Origin of the sequence: Halalkalibacter oceani, from assembly GCF_040544555.1 — a bacterium.
Classification (GTDB): Bacteria; Bacillota; Bacilli; order Bacillales; family Bacillaceae_D; genus Halalkalibacter; species Halalkalibacter oceani.
Map to the genome: position 1 here is coordinate 12,657 of NZ_JBEPKD010000008.1, position 16,116 is coordinate 28,772.

The window sequence follows — 16,116 nt, forward strand, 5'->3', positions numbered from 1 at the left end:
ATAAGACTTTCATGGTCAAATCTCCTCAATATGTTTTATTTTATAACCATTTCCTGTATGGGGATAAAAATCTGGTAAATAAACATACTTTTTAGCAATAATTACATATTCCATAAGGCTGAGTTGCTTTAATTCCCATGAGAAAGCCGCATTGCTCCACTGAACAATGCGGCTTTCTGAATTTAGGTTGGCTCCTGGTACAACTGGGATAACGCTCTTATTGATAAAGGATCGTTTGCGCCACGCCAATAAAATATTCGGATTCTACAATAATATGGTTTAACACAACTTTCGCTGTCGGATTGGCACTGACGGGTCGACTTTCTTCCATAATTGTCCGGCAGAGATTAATAAATTCATTGCTTTGCTCTAAGCAAAAGGCCGTAAGCTGCATAATATCCTGGTAGAGTGCCTGAGAAACTTGTCCTTTTGAACGGTTGACCGTTTCGATATATCTTATGACACGGTGATGCGTTTCCGCAAAGGCACCCTCCCATTCCTTTAAGGCGTTTACATATTCCTGTTCGAGATTTCCTACAAGCTCCCTAATGACAACCGTATGCTCTTCCTCCTGATGCTTCCAAAACTCCGCCTCATCAAGAACACGCAGCGGCATTTGATTTCCGTAATAAAATTGCATATAACGAACCCCCGTCCTCGTTAATCTCTCGATACTAACACTATTCAAAGGACGTGGAAATAGAACAGTTTATGAGGAAAATCTGACGGCAAAGCCGAATCGAACTGAGTCAAAATGGCAATGGCTTCGTTCGCTACTCGCCTCAAGAGGAGAAACCCGCTCCTCTTGAGGCTTTTAAAACCCGTAGCGACTCCGCCCGGCGCGCGGTCAGAAGGAAAGAAAACCACTTTCCTTCTGCCTTTAAAACATTGCGCCGGCTCCACACGCTGTTCGGAACGCAGTCAAAAAGATTCCAAGGCTGGGCAATGGCTTCACTCGCCACACGTCCGTTGTGAAAAATCCACTCACACCGGACTTTAAAAGATCGTGGCGGTTACGCTCATTGCTTAGGGGCTGGGCTTTGGCCCAGCCCCTACAATAGTTTTTTGCCTAGTAGGGAGGTGATGAGGGCGACGGCTACGTCGGCTGTGTGGTTTTTGACATCGAGGATCGGGTTTACTTCGACGAATTCGGCTGAGGTGATCAGCTCTGCTTCGGCCAGCATTTCCAAAGCAAGATGGCTTTCGCGGTAGGTCAGTCCTCCAAGTACAGGGGTCCCGACACCCGGCGCTTCCTGCGGGTCAAGCCCGTCGAGGTCGAGACTGAGATGAACGCCGTCTGTTTTTTCCGCCAGGTAGGTGATCGTATCTTCCATTACCCGCTGCATGCCGAGACGGTCGACCTCGTGCATCGTAAAGACTTTTATCCCCAGCCTTTTAATCATTTCACGCTCTCCTTCATCAATATCGCGCGCGCCGATAATGACGACGTTCTCCGGCTTCAGCTTTGGCGCATAGCCGCCAATCGTTGTCAGCTTCGGGTGGCCGACGCCTAAATTGACGGCGAGCGGCATCCCGTGAATGTTGCCGGATGGCGACGTTTCAGCTGTATTCATATCAGGATGAGCATCGTACCAAATGACACCGAGGTTTTTATAGCGCTTACTAATCCCGGCGATCGAGCCGATGCTCATGCTGTGATCTCCTCCGAGAATGAGCGGAAAACTGTCTTTCTCTTGAATCGCCGTTACCTGCTGCTGCAATTTCTCACTTGCTTCAATGACTTCCTTTATATTTCTTAGTTCCTGCGTATCATCGGAACCCGGTCGGTCAATCGCGATATCGCCATAGTCGCGAACGTTAAAACCGAGTTTCTCCAGTTCCTCAATCAATCCAGCATATCTCATCGCACTTGGCCCCATGTCGACCCCGCGCCTCTTCTGTCCCAAATCCATCGGCATCCCAATCACCGATATCGTTTGTTCTTTTTTCATAGTTGCTTCCCCCTTCGTTCTCTTCACCTTTTATAATGCAATTACCGTGCCAACAATTACTCTCTCTGCTCCGTCCAAACATTTCCATTCTCAGATTGAATCGTTTCTCTATTTGTTATTTATCATATATACTATCGTCCGTTGAAAGGAACAACTTTTTCATGATATAACCTGACATCAAAAAGTTTTATACCAGGCATAAAGATTTTTATTTTTCATTTATTTCATCATTCAATATACTGAAAATTATCATAATTCAGGAGGGACAACGATGAACCTGCATCCGCAAAAAATAATAATTAAGGAAACAATCGAAGCAACGAAACAAAAATGGATTGATTTATCCTTAAAAATTCATGCTCATCCGGAGCTCAGTTTTGAAGAGTTTCAGGCGAGCCAATGGCTGACCGAACCGCTTGAAGAGGCGGGCTTCACAGTTAAGCGTCAGCTGCTGCCCGAGCTTCCGACTTCCTTCCATGCTGAGTGGACGGGAACAAAAAGCGGGCCGACGATTGTCCTTTTAGCAGAGTATGACGCCCTCGCTGAGCTCGGTCATGCGTGCGGCCATAACATCATTGGGACGGCCGCTGTCAGCGCCGCTGTTTCGCTAAAGCAGGCGTTAGGCGATATCGCCGGAAAACTGATCGTGCTCGGTACCCCGGCCGAAGAAGAAGGCGGCGGGAAAATTTTGCTGGCGGAAAACGGCTGGTTTGACGATGCCGATGCCGCGTTAATGTGCCACCCCCGCGATAAGACAATGATTTTCCGCGGCAGTCTGGCCTGCGTCGATGTTGATATTACGTTTAAAGGGAAGTCTGCTCATGCCGCCGCCAATCCCGATCAAGGAATCAGCGCGCTCGACGCGATGCTGCACAGCTTCGCTGCGATCAAACAGCTGTTGCCTGCCTTGCATAAATCAGCAAACGTCCACGGAATCATTCGCAAAGGCGGAGACGCGACCAATATTATCCCCGATCATTGCGAAGCGAGCTTCCTCTTACGGGCGAAAACACGGGAAGAGCTCGCCCTCGTTAAAAAACGCGTTTATCAAGCGATTACCAGCTCAACCGAAGCCATCGGAGCAACTTGCACGATGGAGGAAGGCCTTACCTATGCAGAACGGATCAACAACCGCGTGCTCAGCCATCTATTTAAGGACAATTTAGAGGCCATCGGCGTTGAAGTCGATGCTTCCGATATTCAATCAGGCATCGGCTCATCGGATATCGGGAATGTCAGCCAGCTCGTGCCGACGATTCATCCTTATATAAAAATTGGCGAGGCGATTACGCACACGCCGGCTTTTACGGAGGCAACAAAGTCAGAAGAAGGCATGCAGGGCTTGCTGCAAGCCGCAACGGCGCTCGCCTTAACAGCCTATGACGTATTTGAGCAGCCGGAATTGGCCAAGCAGGCCAAAGAAGAGCTGGCCGCGACTTTATCCACTAAAGGAGGAATCTAATATGTCCGAACCGAAGCAACCCGGGGCAGGAAGCGGATTGCGAAAGCTTCTCGTGATGCCCCACACATATGTCTTGCTCGTTATCATCATTTTACTCGCCGCCCTGCTCACTTATGTGATCCCGGCAGGTGAGTTTGAGCGGGCCGAGGACGTCAATTCAGGGCGGACGGTCGTCGTACCAGGGAGCTATGAAGAAACCGAGGCTTCCCCATTTAATCCGCTCCTGTTCCCTGTTTCAATTGTTGAAGGCTTTAATGATTCAAGTGATATTATTTTCTTTATTTTAATTATTGGCGGTACATTCCAGATCATTATGTCGACAGGAGCGATTGACGCAGTCACCGGCCGGACGACCAGGCTGTTTTCGAAACGCTCGGCCTTTGTCATTCCCGCTTTTTTAGCGTTGTTTTCTGTCGGCGGCTTTACAATGGGAATGAGCACGGAATCAATGGTATTCGTGCCGATCGGGATTCTCATCGCCCGGTCGCTCGGTTACGATGCGATCACCGGAACGGCAATGGTCATTTTAGGGAGCAACATCGGCTTTACCGCGGGGCTGCTCAACCCATTCAGCGTCGGTGTCGCCCAGTCGATTGCCGAAGTTCCACTTTTTTCGGGGATGTGGCTGCGCGCCATTATTCTGATCCTGCTGCTGATCATTACGTCGCTTTACATCATTCGTTACGCAAATAAAGTGAAGCAGGATCAACGCAACAGTCTCGTCTATGAGCTGGAAACAGAACAAAATCAAGCTGACATCGAAGGAGTCGCCATCGATTCAACGATTACAGGAAAACATATGATGGCGATCTCCGTCTTTCTGATTGGAATTATCGTTTTGCTTTTGGGTGTTTCCGTTCATGAATGGTATATTCTTGAGATTTCCTCGCTCTTCTTAGCGATGGGGATTGTGGCAGGACTTGTCTCCGGCTACGGACCAAGCCGAATATCGAAGGAATTTGTAAAAGGAGCAAAAAGTATCGTGATGGGCGCTTTAATGATCGGTCTGGCCAGAGCAGTTATCGTCGTTCTGGAAGATGGCGCGATTATTGATACAATCGTTTTCTATGCTTCCACTGTCGTTGATACGATGCCAGGCTCCCTCCAGGTGCTTGGAATGTATCTCTTCCAAGTATTCGTTAATTTATTTATTACATCAGGCTCCGGTCAGGCGGCGATTACGATGCCAATCATGACGCCGCTCGGCGACCTGCTCGGCGTCACGCGCCAAACCGGGGTGCTCGCGTTTCAGCTCGGTGACGGCTTCACTAATTTGATCAATCCGACCTCCTCCACGTTAATGGGAGCACTCGCCGTCTCAGGAATCGCCTTTCAAAAATGGTTCCGCTTCGCCTGGCCGCTTATCGTTATCTGGATCGTGTTCGGCGGCATCATGGTCGTCATTGCCAACTTGATTCATTACCAGTAAGCCCGCGCACCGGTTTTAAAGGGAGAAGTGACGCCCACTGCTTTTTAATGAGAAGAGCGGCCCCCGAGCATTGACGTTTTCGGGCGCCACTCTTCTTTCCTTTCCGCTCTTCGTCTATAATGAGGAAAAGGAGACGAGATTGATGAACGAGAAAGATTGCTTAATGCTGACCTATTTAGAACACGAGCCTAATATTACGCAGGCAGCCAAGCGGCTCTTCACAACGCAGCCGGCCCTCGCCTACCGCATCAAGCAAATTGAGGAAGAGTTCGGGATTGACTTATTTTACCGTGAAGGCAAAACGCCGACTTTGACGCCTGAAGGCCGCTCCTTAATACACTATGCCCATAAGCAGCTCCAGCTGTTGCGCGAAACGAAGGATCAGCTGCGTGAGCTGGCCAACGCCGGAAACCTGCGTATCGGCGTGAACAGCTATGTATGCAATTCGCTGTTCCCTCCTCTGTTAAGTCAATTCCATCGCCAGCATCCAGAGATCCAATATTATATCCATTCCGGGATGAGCTCGGAAATTTTCAAGAAATTGCAGAGCGGGGATATTAACCTGGCGATTGTCCGCGGGGATTTTGCCTGGACTGGCGAGAAGCAGCTGTTGCATGAGGATGAAGTCGGCATTGTCTCAAGCTCGCCTATCACGCTCGCTTCCCTCCCTGACGAACCGAGAATCTGTTTCCAGGAGCCTGACTATCTTTCTCAAATTCCTAATCATACAAAGATCACAATTGAGGATATGATCAAGCGATGGTGGGGAGAGCATTTTACCGATGAGCCGAAAGCATTCATGAAAGTGGACAGCTATGAGACCTGTGTCCGGATGGTCGATGCCGGACTGGGCTACGCTATCGTACCGAAGCTTTTTTTGCTTCAGCACGCCCATCTCCCATTTCAGCCGCTTCACTTTAAGGATGGAACTGTCGCTTCGCGGCGCATGTGGGTCTATTATCGCGCAAACAGCCTGACGCTGCGGGCGGTGAAGACCTTTCTATCCTTTTTGTTAAACTACTTTGCCGAAAACATACCTGGTGAGAAAAGAGAAGAGAACTGATGCTAAGGACAAGATGGATAAAAGGAAGTGGATTGCTTCTGCTCGTCCTGCTTCTCTGGTTTATAATTCATTCCGCCATCATGATCGCTGACGGCTTGCAGGATGATGCCCGGCAAACCGATGTTGCCGTCGTATTAGGAAACAAAGTCGATGATAATGGACAACCCGCCCATCGCCTGCAGGCGAGATTGGACAAAGCCGCCGACCTTTATCAGCAGGGCTACTTTCCTTTCATTATCGTCAGTGGAGGAGTAGGGAAAGAAGGCTTTGACGAAGCAGAAGTGATGAAAGATTATTTAATGAACCGCGGCATCCCAGCCGAACAAATTCTTACAGATTCAGCTGGAAACAATACGTTTTTAACAGCGAAGCATACAGACGCTATCATGGACGATTCAGGATTTACGTCTGTCACCGTCATCAGCCAGTATTTTCACATTACGAGGACGAAGCTCGCTTTTCACAAAGCCGGCATTGAAAACGTCTCCGGCGCCCATGCCGACCTCTTTGAATGGCGCGACCTTTACTCCATTTTTCGCGAATGGCCGGCTTTTTATAAATATCTTCTGTTCTATTAATACGCTGATTCCACCACTGCTGCTCTCGGTCTCGTTGCGCGATACACCTGGGCGCAGAATAGAAAGATGAGAACAGCGTCGATCAAATCCCCACCATAATACATCAGCATCGCCCCTGCCTCGGCCTCGGCAGGCGGTACACCTTCAGGGGGATAGGCATACAAATATTTTGCCAGGATCCCATGCGCCGCCAGGGCAAGCAGCAGGACAACTGCCCTGTATCGCACACTCGCCTGATGCGGGGCCGGATCGATCGAAATGATCGCCGCGGTAAACAGATAACCGGCGATAAAGACGTGGAGATGAATAAATAGATGCAACAATAGCGAGTCATGCATCGCGTTAAACAAATTTGTCGTATAGAGCAGCCACAGCCCGCCGATATTGAGCAGAGTCGCCACCACCGGATCACTGACAAATCGGGCCGGACGGCTTTTTAACACTCTCGATAAAGCGCGGGCCCACGGCACAGACATCGATCGCAGCGCCAATGTCATCGGGGCGGCCAGCACCATCAGCAGCGGGGCGAGCATCCCTAAAAACAGGTGCCCGGTCATATGCGCGGCAAAATCGTGATGCGACTTCTCCGCCAGTGGACCGATGACCGCTACTAAAGCGCACCCAACTCCGGCGATCCATAATACGGTTCGGTGAAGCGGCCAGCGTCTAAAACGGTGATTCGTAAAGAACACCGCACTGACATAAAAAATGAGCGCAAGTACGAATGGCAAGGCAAGCAGAAGCTGTGCAAGCAGGGTGATCTCCACATGAATTCCGGCCATTTCATGCCCATGATGAAGGGAATGTGCAGCCGGCATCAAAACTGAACCTTCCTTTCTGCGGTGGCCTGCCTTTTTGATCGGCGAAGCAACACGAGGCCGATGGCAATCATTATAAGTGCCAGGACATTCCAGATCAGATCGTAAACGATGACATTGTCGACGTAGCGGATCTGGTGAATCCTCATCAACTTATGCTGGATGACGCCATCATATAATTGGAATCCCCCGCCGCCAACAAGGACGCCGCCCCACCATGTGCCGCGGGATAAGGCATTCCTTCTCCGCAAATCGGCGAACAAAAAAAGGCCGGCGATCGTCGCAAACCAGCTGAAAGCATGAAAGAGACCATCTGAGATTAAGCCAATTTCGGTTGTTGCTCTATCATAGAAGTGATGCCAGTGCAGCAGCTGGTGAAAGACCGCCTCATCAAAAAACGCGACAAGGCCAAGACCAAACAAAATCCCTGACCACAGCTTCCGCGCACCATAGCGCGAAGAGGCATTCCCGCCTGCTTCGCTTTGATTCACCTTTTTACTCATAGCATTCGCTCACTTTCAACCCAATTGATAAACTCCTTTCTTACTCTACCCAAAAATAGCTGCGCTAAACAACATCATCCAAGCCCGACTTTGTTGCTCCGTCTCTCTAACAGCACTGTATCCCGCCAAATCCCATTAAGCTGGGCAATTCGTTCCCGTCTGCCGATTTCCCGAAAACCATTCTTTTTATGTAGATGAAGACTGGCCTCATTTTCCGGAAAAACAGATGCCTGTAATGTCCAAAAGCCGTTTTCTTCTGTTACATTGATCAGGTCCCGCAGCAAACGAGCACCGATACCGATACCGCGCGCCTCCGCTTTGACATAGACACTGACCTCGCCGACGCCTGCGTAAACACGCCGTTCGGAGACAGGAGACGCTTTGCTCCACCCAATAATCGTTTGCTCCTGCACGGCGACAAGACAGCAGGCCGGATTCGTTTGCTTAAGCCAGTTGTCATATTCCTCAGGGACTTTCGTTTCAAAGGTTGCCTTTCCCGTTTCAATTCCTGCCTCGTAGATCGCTCTCACCTGCTCCCAATCATCTCGCTTCATGGTCCGGATCGCAATGGTCACTTGTATCTCTCCTCTCAAAAAAACGTTCCATTCTTAAAGTATACAACACTTGCAAAATACAAATAAATAGAGTATAACCATTTATAGGAGGTGCAAGATGGAAAACAAAAGAGAATTATTCCAAACGATGACAAGGCGCTTTGGATTCCTCGACAAAAATTGCTGTTCCATTGGCGACGTCGATCTCTCCCTCGCTCAAAGTCATATCCTGTACGAAATTGATAAACAGCACGAACCATCAATGCAGCAAATTGCCGAAACGCTGGCAATGGACATTACAACCTTCAGCCGGCAAATTCAAACACTTATTAAGCGCAACCTCGTTCTGAAAACACCCTCGGCGCACGACAAACGGGTATCAATCCTCTCGCTTACCGCGGAAGGAACATATGTCGCAACAGTAATCGACGAACGAATGAATGCTTATTTAGAAGAAGTGTTTTCTGATATGAATGAATTTGAAAAAGAAGTCGTCCTCCGTTCGATCAAACGTTTAAACGAAGCGATGGCAAAGGCGACGGTTTGCTGCCAGCCTTTGCTATAGCACAATGAAGACAACGACAAGGCGCACCATTCCAGGCGTCCCTCCCCCTCTCATATACTTGCATTTTACAAATAAATAATAAGGAGTTTATGATGAAAACAAAGCTTGAAATCCCTTTAACAACTAGCTGCTGTGAGCCGATCAGAAAACCGTTCTTCGAGGAACAAACCAGGCAGCCAGACCCGTCCCTCCCTGTAGCAATTATCGGCGCGGGACCAGTCGGGCTAGCCGCGGCCGCTCATTTAGCTGAGCGCGGGCACCCGTTTCTCATGTTTGAAGCGGGCAGCCAAGTCGGACACAACATCCACCAATGGGGACATGTCCGCCTCTTCTCCCCGTGGCGCTACAATATTGATAAAATTTCAGCAAAGCTGCTTTCCAGGTACGGCTGGAGCGTGCCGGACAAAGATGCTCTCCCCCTTGGCAAAGAGCTTGTGGAGCACTATTTGCGACCTCTCGCCGACCTGCCTGAAATCAAGCCATATCTATTCTTGAATACACGGGTAACGGCAATCAGCAAACAAAACAGCGATAAAATGAAAAATGCGAAGCGCCATCAAACCCCTTTTGTAATCTATACCGAAAATAATAAAGGTCAGACAGAACGTCACCACGCAAAGGCCGTCATCGACGCCACCGGCACCTGGGGACAGCCAAATCCCGCTTATGCCGATCAAGTCTGGACGAAGGAGGAACGCAGCCTTTCCGCTCATCTCACTTACGGAATTCCCGATATTTCCGGCAAAAACGAAAAGCGTTACCGCGGCAAACGAATTGCCGTCGTCGGAAGCGGTCATTCTGCCTTAAATACCCTGCTCGACCTCGCCAAATTAAAGGAATCCGCACCAGCGACCGACATCATTTGGCTGATGCGCAAGCAGCAGATTGAGCAGGCATACGGAGGCGAAGAAAAGGATGCTTTGCAGGCCCGTGGCGAGCTCGGCACCCGCATCCACCAGCTTGTTGACTCCGGCCTGATCGACGTCAAAACTTCCTGCTCTATTCAAGAGCTGAAAAAGGAGAATGGGACAGTGACAATCCACGCTCAAATAGACGAGCAGTCGACAACGGTTCAATCGATCGATGAAATCATCGTCAACGCCGGCAGCCGGCCTGATTTTTCCTTTCTGCGCGAACTCCGGCTAAGCATTGATTCGGTGACGGAAAGCGTCGAAGCACTCGCTCCGCTCATTGATCCGAACTTGCACAGCTGCGGAACGGTTCGACCTCACGGGGAGCTGGAACTAAAGCAGCCGGAGGAACATTTTTATATCGCCGGCATGAAAAGCTACGGACGTGCCCCGACTTTCTTAATGGCAACCGGCTATGAACAAATCCGCTCGATCACCGCCTACCTTTGCGGTGATACCAGCGCCGCAAGACAGGTCGAGCTTGATTTGCCGGAAACCGGCGTCTGCCGGGTCACCCTCCCGGTAAATGACAGTCAGGCGGATTGCTGCCGCTAGAGACAAGCGCGCTTTTCTTAACTGTAACGTGGGAAGTCGACTTCCTTCTTCACTTTAAGAAACTGTAGTCCGGCGAGGCAGGTAATTAAGCGCCCTCCCCTTCTACGTAACACTCTTCGCATCAGAAATCAAGCGCCGTTCCCTGATTACTTCTACTCACACAAAAACTCCCCTACCATCATGTAAGGGAGTTTCTTCAATCCTTCATTTACTCGCGATTGTCTTGACCTTCATTTGGAAATAGGCGAGTTGTCTTTGCTTTGCTTCTTTGTTTTTGCGTTTGATCTTTTCTTCGAGCAACTCGGGCTTTACATATTCCTCATTGACAACCTTCTCCTGCCATTCATCCCAGTTTTGTTTCATCATTTATCACCTCTTTTTTGTCAGAATAATCAGTCTATTTAATTTAGTCTCATGTTCACATTTATGTCGTCGCGAAAGAATCGTGTTCAAAAAGTCGTTCATGACCAATCGCTTTGCTTGTTAGTCACCTGGAGAGAAGAGATTCGCTTCTCTCCAGGCTTTCCCATTGCTTTGATTACGCGTTCTTTACACAACACCCTGCGCTAACATCGCATCGGCTACTTTCACGAAGCCACAGATGTTGGCTCCTAACACAAGATTGCGCGGCTCTCCATACTTCGTCGCCGCAGCCACACTGTTGTGGTAAATATCAATCATAATTTTCTTCAGCTGCTGATCAACCTCTTCAAATGTCCAGGACATCCGGGCGCTATTCTGCGCCATTTCCAAGGCAGAGACAGCCACTCCACCGGCATTGGCTGCTTTTGCCGGAGCAAACAGTACTTGATTCTGATGGAAAACGCTGATTGCTTCAAGAGTGGAAGGCATATTCGCTCCCTCACCGACAGCAATTACACCGTTCGCTACAAGCTGCGTCGCGGCCGCTTCATCAATTTCATTTTGCGTCGCGCATGGCAACGCGATTTCACACGGCAATGTCCAGATTCCTTCACAGCCTTCTGTATAGAAAGCGCCAGGATGACTGTCGACGTATTCCTTGATCCGCTTTCCTTCGACTTCCTTCAGACGTTTAACGGTCTGAAGATCAATACCGTCCGGATCATAAATGTAACCATTTGAGTCGCTGCAGGCGACTACCTTCGCTCCAAGTTCGGTCGCTTTCTCAATCGCGTAAATCGAAACATTGCCCGACCCCGATACCACTACGGTACGTCCTGCAAAATCAAGTCCGTGATGCTTCATCATTTCTTCCACAAAGTAAACCGCGCCATAGCCTGTCGCTTCCGGTCTAGCCAAGCTGCCGCCATAACTGACCGCTTTCCCAGTCAGCACGCCGGCTTCAAAGCCGCCCTGAAGCTTTTTATATTGGCCGAACATAAAGCCGATTTCCCGCGCGCCAACGCCGATATCGCCGGCCGGCACGTCAATATCGGTGCCAATATGTCTGGAAAGCTCAGTCATGAAGCTTTGCGTGAACCGCATAATTTCGCGGTCTGACTTTCCTTTCGGGTCAAAGTCGGATCCCCCTTTTCCTCCCCCGATCGCCTGTCCTGTAAGCGAGTTTTTGAAAATCTGTTCAAACCCTAAAAACTTAATAATACTTAGGTTAACGGAAGGATGAAAACGAAGCCCGCCTTTATAAGGCCCTAATGCGCTATTAAACTGAACGCGGTAGCCGCGGTTGACCTGCACCTGCCCTTGGTCATCCACCCACGGGACGCGAAACATAATAACCCGTTCCGGTTCTACGATCCGCTCTAACACATTTTCCTCGATATAACGCGGTTCGTCAGCAAGAACCGGGACCAGTGAGTCAAATACTTCTTTCACCGCCTGAAGATACTCACTTTCATGGCCATTTTGCCGTTCCACTTTTGAAAATACTTTTTCAACATAATTTTTTGCAAGCTCTACTTGCTTAGTCTCATTCTCTTTCGTCACATTCATCTTAAGGAATCCCCTTCTCTCCGACTTTTTCTTTTTTATCTATATTTAATTTTGATTTCCGAATATTTTTATTTTAATTTCATTTTATACTGTTACAATAATCGTAACAATATAAATAAAAGATGAAATCAATCTCATTATGAGATTAATTGAAGGAGAGGTCGCGGTGGAGTTTAGACAGATTCTTTATTTTATGGAAGTTGCCAAGCTTGAACATATGACAGAGGCAGCTGAAAGTCTGCTTGTCGCTCAGTCGGCGATCAGCCGGCAAATCGCCAATCTGGAAGAGGAACTGGGCGTAAAGCTGTTTGTCCGGCAAGGAAGACGTCTGCGGTTAACGCCGACGGGACGGATGTTTTATGCGCGGATGAGCAATGCGATGAGGCTGATTGAGCAGGCCAAGCGGGAGATTGCCGAAGAGCTCGAGCCGGAAAAAGGGACGGTGCGGATCGCCTTTCCAATCAGCTTGGCTGCCTATATGCTGCCGATGGTGATTTCGGCTTTCCGCAAGCAGTACCCCGATACAAAATTCCAGCTGAAGCAGAGCAGCTATCGCACTGTCATTGAGGAAGTGATGAATGGCGATTTTAATATGGGTTTAGTTGGTCCCGTACCGACTGAAGATACGCGCGTCAACGGCTCAATTTTGTTTACGGAAAACATCGTGGCCCTCGTGCCGATCACTCACCCGCTCGCCGGCCGCTCGGCGATCCGCCTGCATCAGCTTGAAGGCGAGCCATTAATTTTGCTGTCAAAAGGGCTCGTTTTTCGCGATATGATCGTTTCCGCCTGCGTGAAAGAAGGCTTTGAACCGACCGTCGCCTTTGAAGGAGATGATGTCGATGCGTTAAAGGGACTGGCCTCGGCCGGACTTGGCATTTCGCTCATCCCGGAAGTTACGATGCTCGACAACGTCCCGCGCTCAACCGTAAAAATCCCGATTGTCGATCCCTCAATCCCGCGTACGATCGGCGTCGTGACACCCGTTGACCGCGAGCTGCTGCCAACGGAGACGCTCTTTTACAACTTCATTCATTCGTTCTATAAAGCGGGCTCGTAACAAGAGCAGCCTGATGTTGAATCATGCTGTGATTTATGTTCTACCATAGTCCAGCGATCAAATGGGTCGTTTGACTTGTTTTGCAAGAATTTGTTTCACCTTTACCAAGTCGGGTAACAAAAGAAAGCAGAAGACATGCCGGCTCAGCAACATGTCTTACAGGAGGACAACTGACTGCAGTCAAAACCCTCTTTAACCTGCAAAACCGACAACAGTGAAGGAGGCTTATTCTTATGTTTCGACATCAAAAAGAACTGCAATTTGAAGTGAAAGTGGAAGGTCCGGATCCGATGCTGGCCCGGCAAATTCAGGAGGTGCTCGGCGGTCAGTTCGGTGAAATGACCGTCATGATGCAATATCTTTTCCAAGGCTTTAATTGCCGTGGCGAGGAGAAATACAAGGATATGCTGATGGATATCGGCACTGAAGAAATCGGGCATGTTGAGATGCTCTGTTCTCTTATCAGCCAATTGCTCGACGGCGCTTCTCCGGAAGACCAGGCAGAAGCGGCGAAGGACCCGGCCACTGCAGCGATTATGGGAGGAATAAACCCGCAGCACCTGCTCGTTTGTAGACATCCTTGTCTTCAATCGGCAAAATTAAATCCTCAAGCTTTGTGACGCTCAATGTACCATACGTGCAAATCACATCTACCGGCTCATTTAACACCCGCTTTACCCGTTTCCTGTCATTCGTTCCTTCTACGATCAACACTTTCTCCACCATCCGGCTCATCCTTTGCTCGCGTTGTTCATACTTCTAGTATGCCGCAGCCTGCTCATCCTAACAAGCGAAGAAGAGAAAGAGAAGAACATCTGGCTCACCGAAGGTAACGCTTAAACCAGCCGACAACCCGCTTCATCCCATCAATCTGGTGAGCCTCTTCCGTAAGAACGTGTCCTTCCCCTTGATATTTCACATAGTCAACCGGAACGTTCAATGCTTTCAACGCGGCATAAAATTCATCCGCCTGAGCAGCAGGAATTTTCTGATCCTGTTCACCATGCAACAGCAGGCTTGGAGTTTGCACATTTTGAACAAAGTGTATCGGAGAACGCTTGATCAGCCTTTCCGGGTTTTGATAAGCGATCAGCCGATTGCCCCAGTGAATAGATGCCCACTGTCGCGCCATAGCCGACTGTCCTTGCCAGCTAATCCAGTTCACGATGGAAGCGCCGATCACCGCCGCCTTAAAACGTTTTGTTTGCGTAATCGCCCAAGCTGCCAAAAAGCCTCCATAGCTCCAGCCGGCGATTCCCAACTGCTCCGGATCGGCATATCCGCGCGCTATCATATCATCGACACCAGTGAGGACATCCGCTAAATCTGCTCCGCCTAAATCACAGCTGTTTGCCCGGACAAATTCCGCTCCCCTGCCGCTGCTGCCCCTCGGGTTCGGTAACAGCACTAGATACCCTTGATTGGCCAGGAGCTGAGCCCAGGAATGGCCGAGATAGCACGTATTCCACCAGGAACGGCGCGGTCCTCCGTGAATTTCAACAACTAATGGATAGCTCCGCCCCTCTACATAATCAACCGGCTTAATCAATAGCCCGTGAATATCGAGACCATCCGGCGCCATCCAGCTTAACTCCTCCACCTCTCCCAGCGTCATGCTTTTAACGTCGCTATTATAATCGGTAATTCGTTGCGGGCTTACATTCCAGCTTCCGGTAACAACATTTCCGGGTTCGGCCGGCCCTGAACAGGTCGTTGCATAGCGCTGTCCATCCTCGCTTACTGAGACGGTAAACTGCGAGAAACTTCCGCTCCCAAGTGAACCGGAATCTAACTGGAAAGGGTCCACTAGCGTCTCGACCCTGCCGCCATCGAGCCGAACCACATAAATCCCTACGCGAAACTGCTTGAGCGCGGCAAAAACGAGCCGGCCATCACGTAAAAAGCCGATCCATTTGATACTGCCTGGAAAATCGGCACAAAACGGCATAGTGATAACCGGGTCTGCTTCGAGCCGGAAGAGTTGGATTTGCCCTATTCCCGCTGTGTGCTCACGGCCACACCAGACAATGGTCTGCCCATCCGGGGACCAAGCAAACTGGATCGTCATATCAGAAACCGTCGCAAGAAAACGCTGCTGACTTTCATTCAGCGTCAGCACATACAATTTCTCTGCGTTCGGCTCAGCAGACGCGACAGCCGTAACGGCGAGCTGCCTGCTGTCGGGGGACCACGTATAGCTAGATATTGAATGGCGGGCGATTGTTTTGCTCACCAAGCGGCCGCTTTGCAGGCAGTAAAGGTGCAACCGCACTTCGGAGACAGCAGAGCCAGCAACATCAATCGTTGAACCTGTTGCTTCTGCAGCCGGCTGACGGGATAAAAAGCTGAGGAATCGTCCGTCAGGGGACCACTCGAGCCGCTGCGCCTCCTGCGGAATGGCGATGTCCGTTCTCTTGTTCGTCAGTTGATTGATGATCGTTAAGGAAACCGCGGGAGTACACGTAATAAACGCTAACAAGTTGCCATCGCGCGACCATCGCGGCTCCTTGGCTGGTCCATCGCCCAAAAGCTGCGGCTGTTTCTGTCCTTCTGCATCAGCGATCATGATGCGGCTTCCAGCCACTCCTTCTCGTTTTGCCATTGTTCCTTCGACGTACGCGACCTGCTTTCCATCCGGTGATAAACGGACGTCGCTGACAGTTGTGAATCTCGCTATTTCTTCAGGCCGTGGCGCCCGCTTTTCGTTGACAGCATACTCCATTTTATTTATCCC

Annotated in this window: 15 protein-coding genes and 1 pseudogene; 8 read left to right on the forward strand and 8 right to left on the reverse strand. The window is 49.7% G+C overall.

Annotation, left to right across the window (positions count from 1 at the left end):
• Window positions 1-217: 217 nt before the first annotated feature.
• On the reverse strand, window positions 218-640 hold the full coding sequence (locus ABMB67_RS10640; RefSeq protein WP_251223495.1) for a DUF2935 domain-containing protein: 423 nt from the start codon (window positions 638-640) through the stop codon (window positions 218-220).
• A 412-nt stretch (window positions 641-1,052) separates the two neighbouring features.
• On the reverse strand, window positions 1,053-1,952 hold the full coding sequence (rocF, locus tag ABMB67_RS10645; RefSeq protein ID WP_251223496.1) for an arginase: 900 nt from the start codon (window positions 1,950-1,952) through the stop codon (window positions 1,053-1,055).
• 271 nt (window positions 1,953-2,223) lie between these two features.
• On the opposite strand from rocF, the gene ABMB67_RS10650 reads away from it, so the two are divergent.
• The 4 genes from ABMB67_RS10650 (at window position 2,224) to ABMB67_RS10665 (ending at window position 6,484) form a co-directional block, all read left to right on the forward strand.
• On the forward strand, window positions 2,224-3,414 hold the full coding sequence (locus ABMB67_RS10650; protein ID WP_354572043.1) for a M20 family metallopeptidase: 1,191 nt from the start codon (window positions 2,224-2,226) through the stop codon (window positions 3,412-3,414).
• Between the two features lies 1 nt (window position 3,415).
• Entirely contained in the window at window positions 3,416-4,843 is a 1,428-nt protein-coding gene (locus ABMB67_RS10655) for a YfcC family protein (protein ID WP_354572044.1), read from the forward strand.
• A gap of 142 nt (window positions 4,844-4,985) precedes the next feature.
• Window positions 4,986-5,906 carry a LysR family transcriptional regulator gene (locus ABMB67_RS10660; protein WP_251223499.1) on the forward strand — a complete coding sequence of 307 codons (921 nt, stop codon included), beginning with the start codon at window positions 4,986-4,988 and terminating at the stop codon, window positions 5,904-5,906.
• Complete coding sequence (locus ABMB67_RS10665) at window positions 5,906-6,484, forward strand: YdcF family protein (RefSeq protein WP_354572045.1); 579 nt, start codon at window positions 5,906-5,908, stop codon at window positions 6,482-6,484. The genes ABMB67_RS10660 and ABMB67_RS10665 overlap by 1 nt, the downstream gene beginning before the upstream one ends.
• Here ABMB67_RS10665 and ABMB67_RS10670 read toward each other — a convergent pair.
• The 3 genes from ABMB67_RS10670 to ABMB67_RS10680 all read right to left on the reverse strand — a co-directional run bounded on the left by ABMB67_RS10670 (window position 6,481) and on the right by ABMB67_RS10680 (window position 8,380).
• A complete protein-coding gene (locus ABMB67_RS10670) occupies window positions 6,481-7,302 on the reverse strand; it encodes a cytochrome c oxidase assembly protein (protein WP_354572134.1) in 822 nt (273 codons plus the stop codon). The two genes, ABMB67_RS10665 and ABMB67_RS10670, sit on opposite strands and share 4 nt — an antisense overlap.
• Entirely contained in the window at window positions 7,302-7,805 is a 504-nt protein-coding gene (locus tag ABMB67_RS10675) for a DUF2243 domain-containing protein (RefSeq protein ID WP_354572046.1), read from the reverse strand. The genes ABMB67_RS10670 and ABMB67_RS10675 overlap by 1 nt, the downstream gene beginning before the upstream one ends.
• Window positions 7,806-7,879: 74 nt before the next feature.
• On the reverse strand, window positions 7,880-8,380 hold the full coding sequence (locus ABMB67_RS10680; RefSeq protein WP_354572047.1) for a GNAT family N-acetyltransferase: 501 nt from the start codon (window positions 8,378-8,380) through the stop codon (window positions 7,880-7,882).
• Between the two features lie 97 nt (window positions 8,381-8,477).
• Here ABMB67_RS10680 and ABMB67_RS10685 point away from each other — a divergent pair, with 97 nt between their 5' ends.
• Together ABMB67_RS10685 and ABMB67_RS10690 are read left to right on the forward strand one after the other, a co-directional pair.
• The gene (locus ABMB67_RS10685) at window positions 8,478-8,924 is read left to right on the forward strand and encodes a MarR family winged helix-turn-helix transcriptional regulator (RefSeq protein ID WP_251223503.1); all 447 of its coding nucleotides are present in this window, start codon (window positions 8,478-8,480) and stop codon (window positions 8,922-8,924) included.
• Window positions 8,925-9,016: 92 nt separating this feature from the next.
• Window positions 9,017-10,390 (forward strand): FAD-dependent oxidoreductase, encoded by a 1,374-nt coding sequence (locus tag ABMB67_RS10690; protein ID WP_354572048.1) that lies wholly within the window; start codon window positions 9,017-9,019, stop codon window positions 10,388-10,390.
• A 204-nt stretch (window positions 10,391-10,594) separates the two neighbouring features.
• Here ABMB67_RS10690 and ABMB67_RS10695 read toward each other — a convergent pair whose 3' ends face one another.
• Both ABMB67_RS10695 and gdhA read right to left on the reverse strand, forming a co-directional pair.
• Entirely contained in the window at window positions 10,595-10,756 is a 162-nt protein-coding gene (locus ABMB67_RS10695) for a hypothetical protein (RefSeq protein ID WP_251223505.1), read from the reverse strand.
• Window positions 10,757-10,939: 183 nt separating this feature from the next.
• The gene (gene gdhA, locus ABMB67_RS10700; protein WP_251223506.1) at window positions 10,940-12,322 is read right to left on the reverse strand and encodes an NADP-specific glutamate dehydrogenase; all 1,383 of its coding nucleotides are present in this window, start codon (window positions 12,320-12,322) and stop codon (window positions 10,940-10,942) included.
• 166 nt (window positions 12,323-12,488) lie between these two features.
• Between gdhA and gltC the strand changes: the two genes are divergently transcribed.
• Both gltC and ABMB67_RS10710 read left to right on the forward strand, forming a co-directional pair.
• On the forward strand, window positions 12,489-13,382 hold the full coding sequence (gene gltC, locus ABMB67_RS10705; protein WP_354572049.1) for a glutamate biosynthesis transcriptional regulator GltC: 894 nt from the start codon (window positions 12,489-12,491) through the stop codon (window positions 13,380-13,382).
• Window positions 13,383-13,615: 233 nt separating this feature from the next.
• Window positions 13,616-13,951: pseudogene (locus ABMB67_RS10710) on the forward strand (manganese catalase family protein); the annotation flags it as partial.
• Between the two features lie 251 nt (window positions 13,952-14,202).
• Here the strand turns inward: ABMB67_RS10710 and ABMB67_RS10715 are convergent.
• On the reverse strand, window positions 14,203-16,104 hold the full coding sequence (locus tag ABMB67_RS10715; RefSeq protein WP_354572050.1) for a S9 family peptidase: 1,902 nt from the start codon (window positions 16,102-16,104) through the stop codon (window positions 14,203-14,205).
• Between the last annotated feature and the right edge of the window lie 12 nt (window positions 16,105-16,116).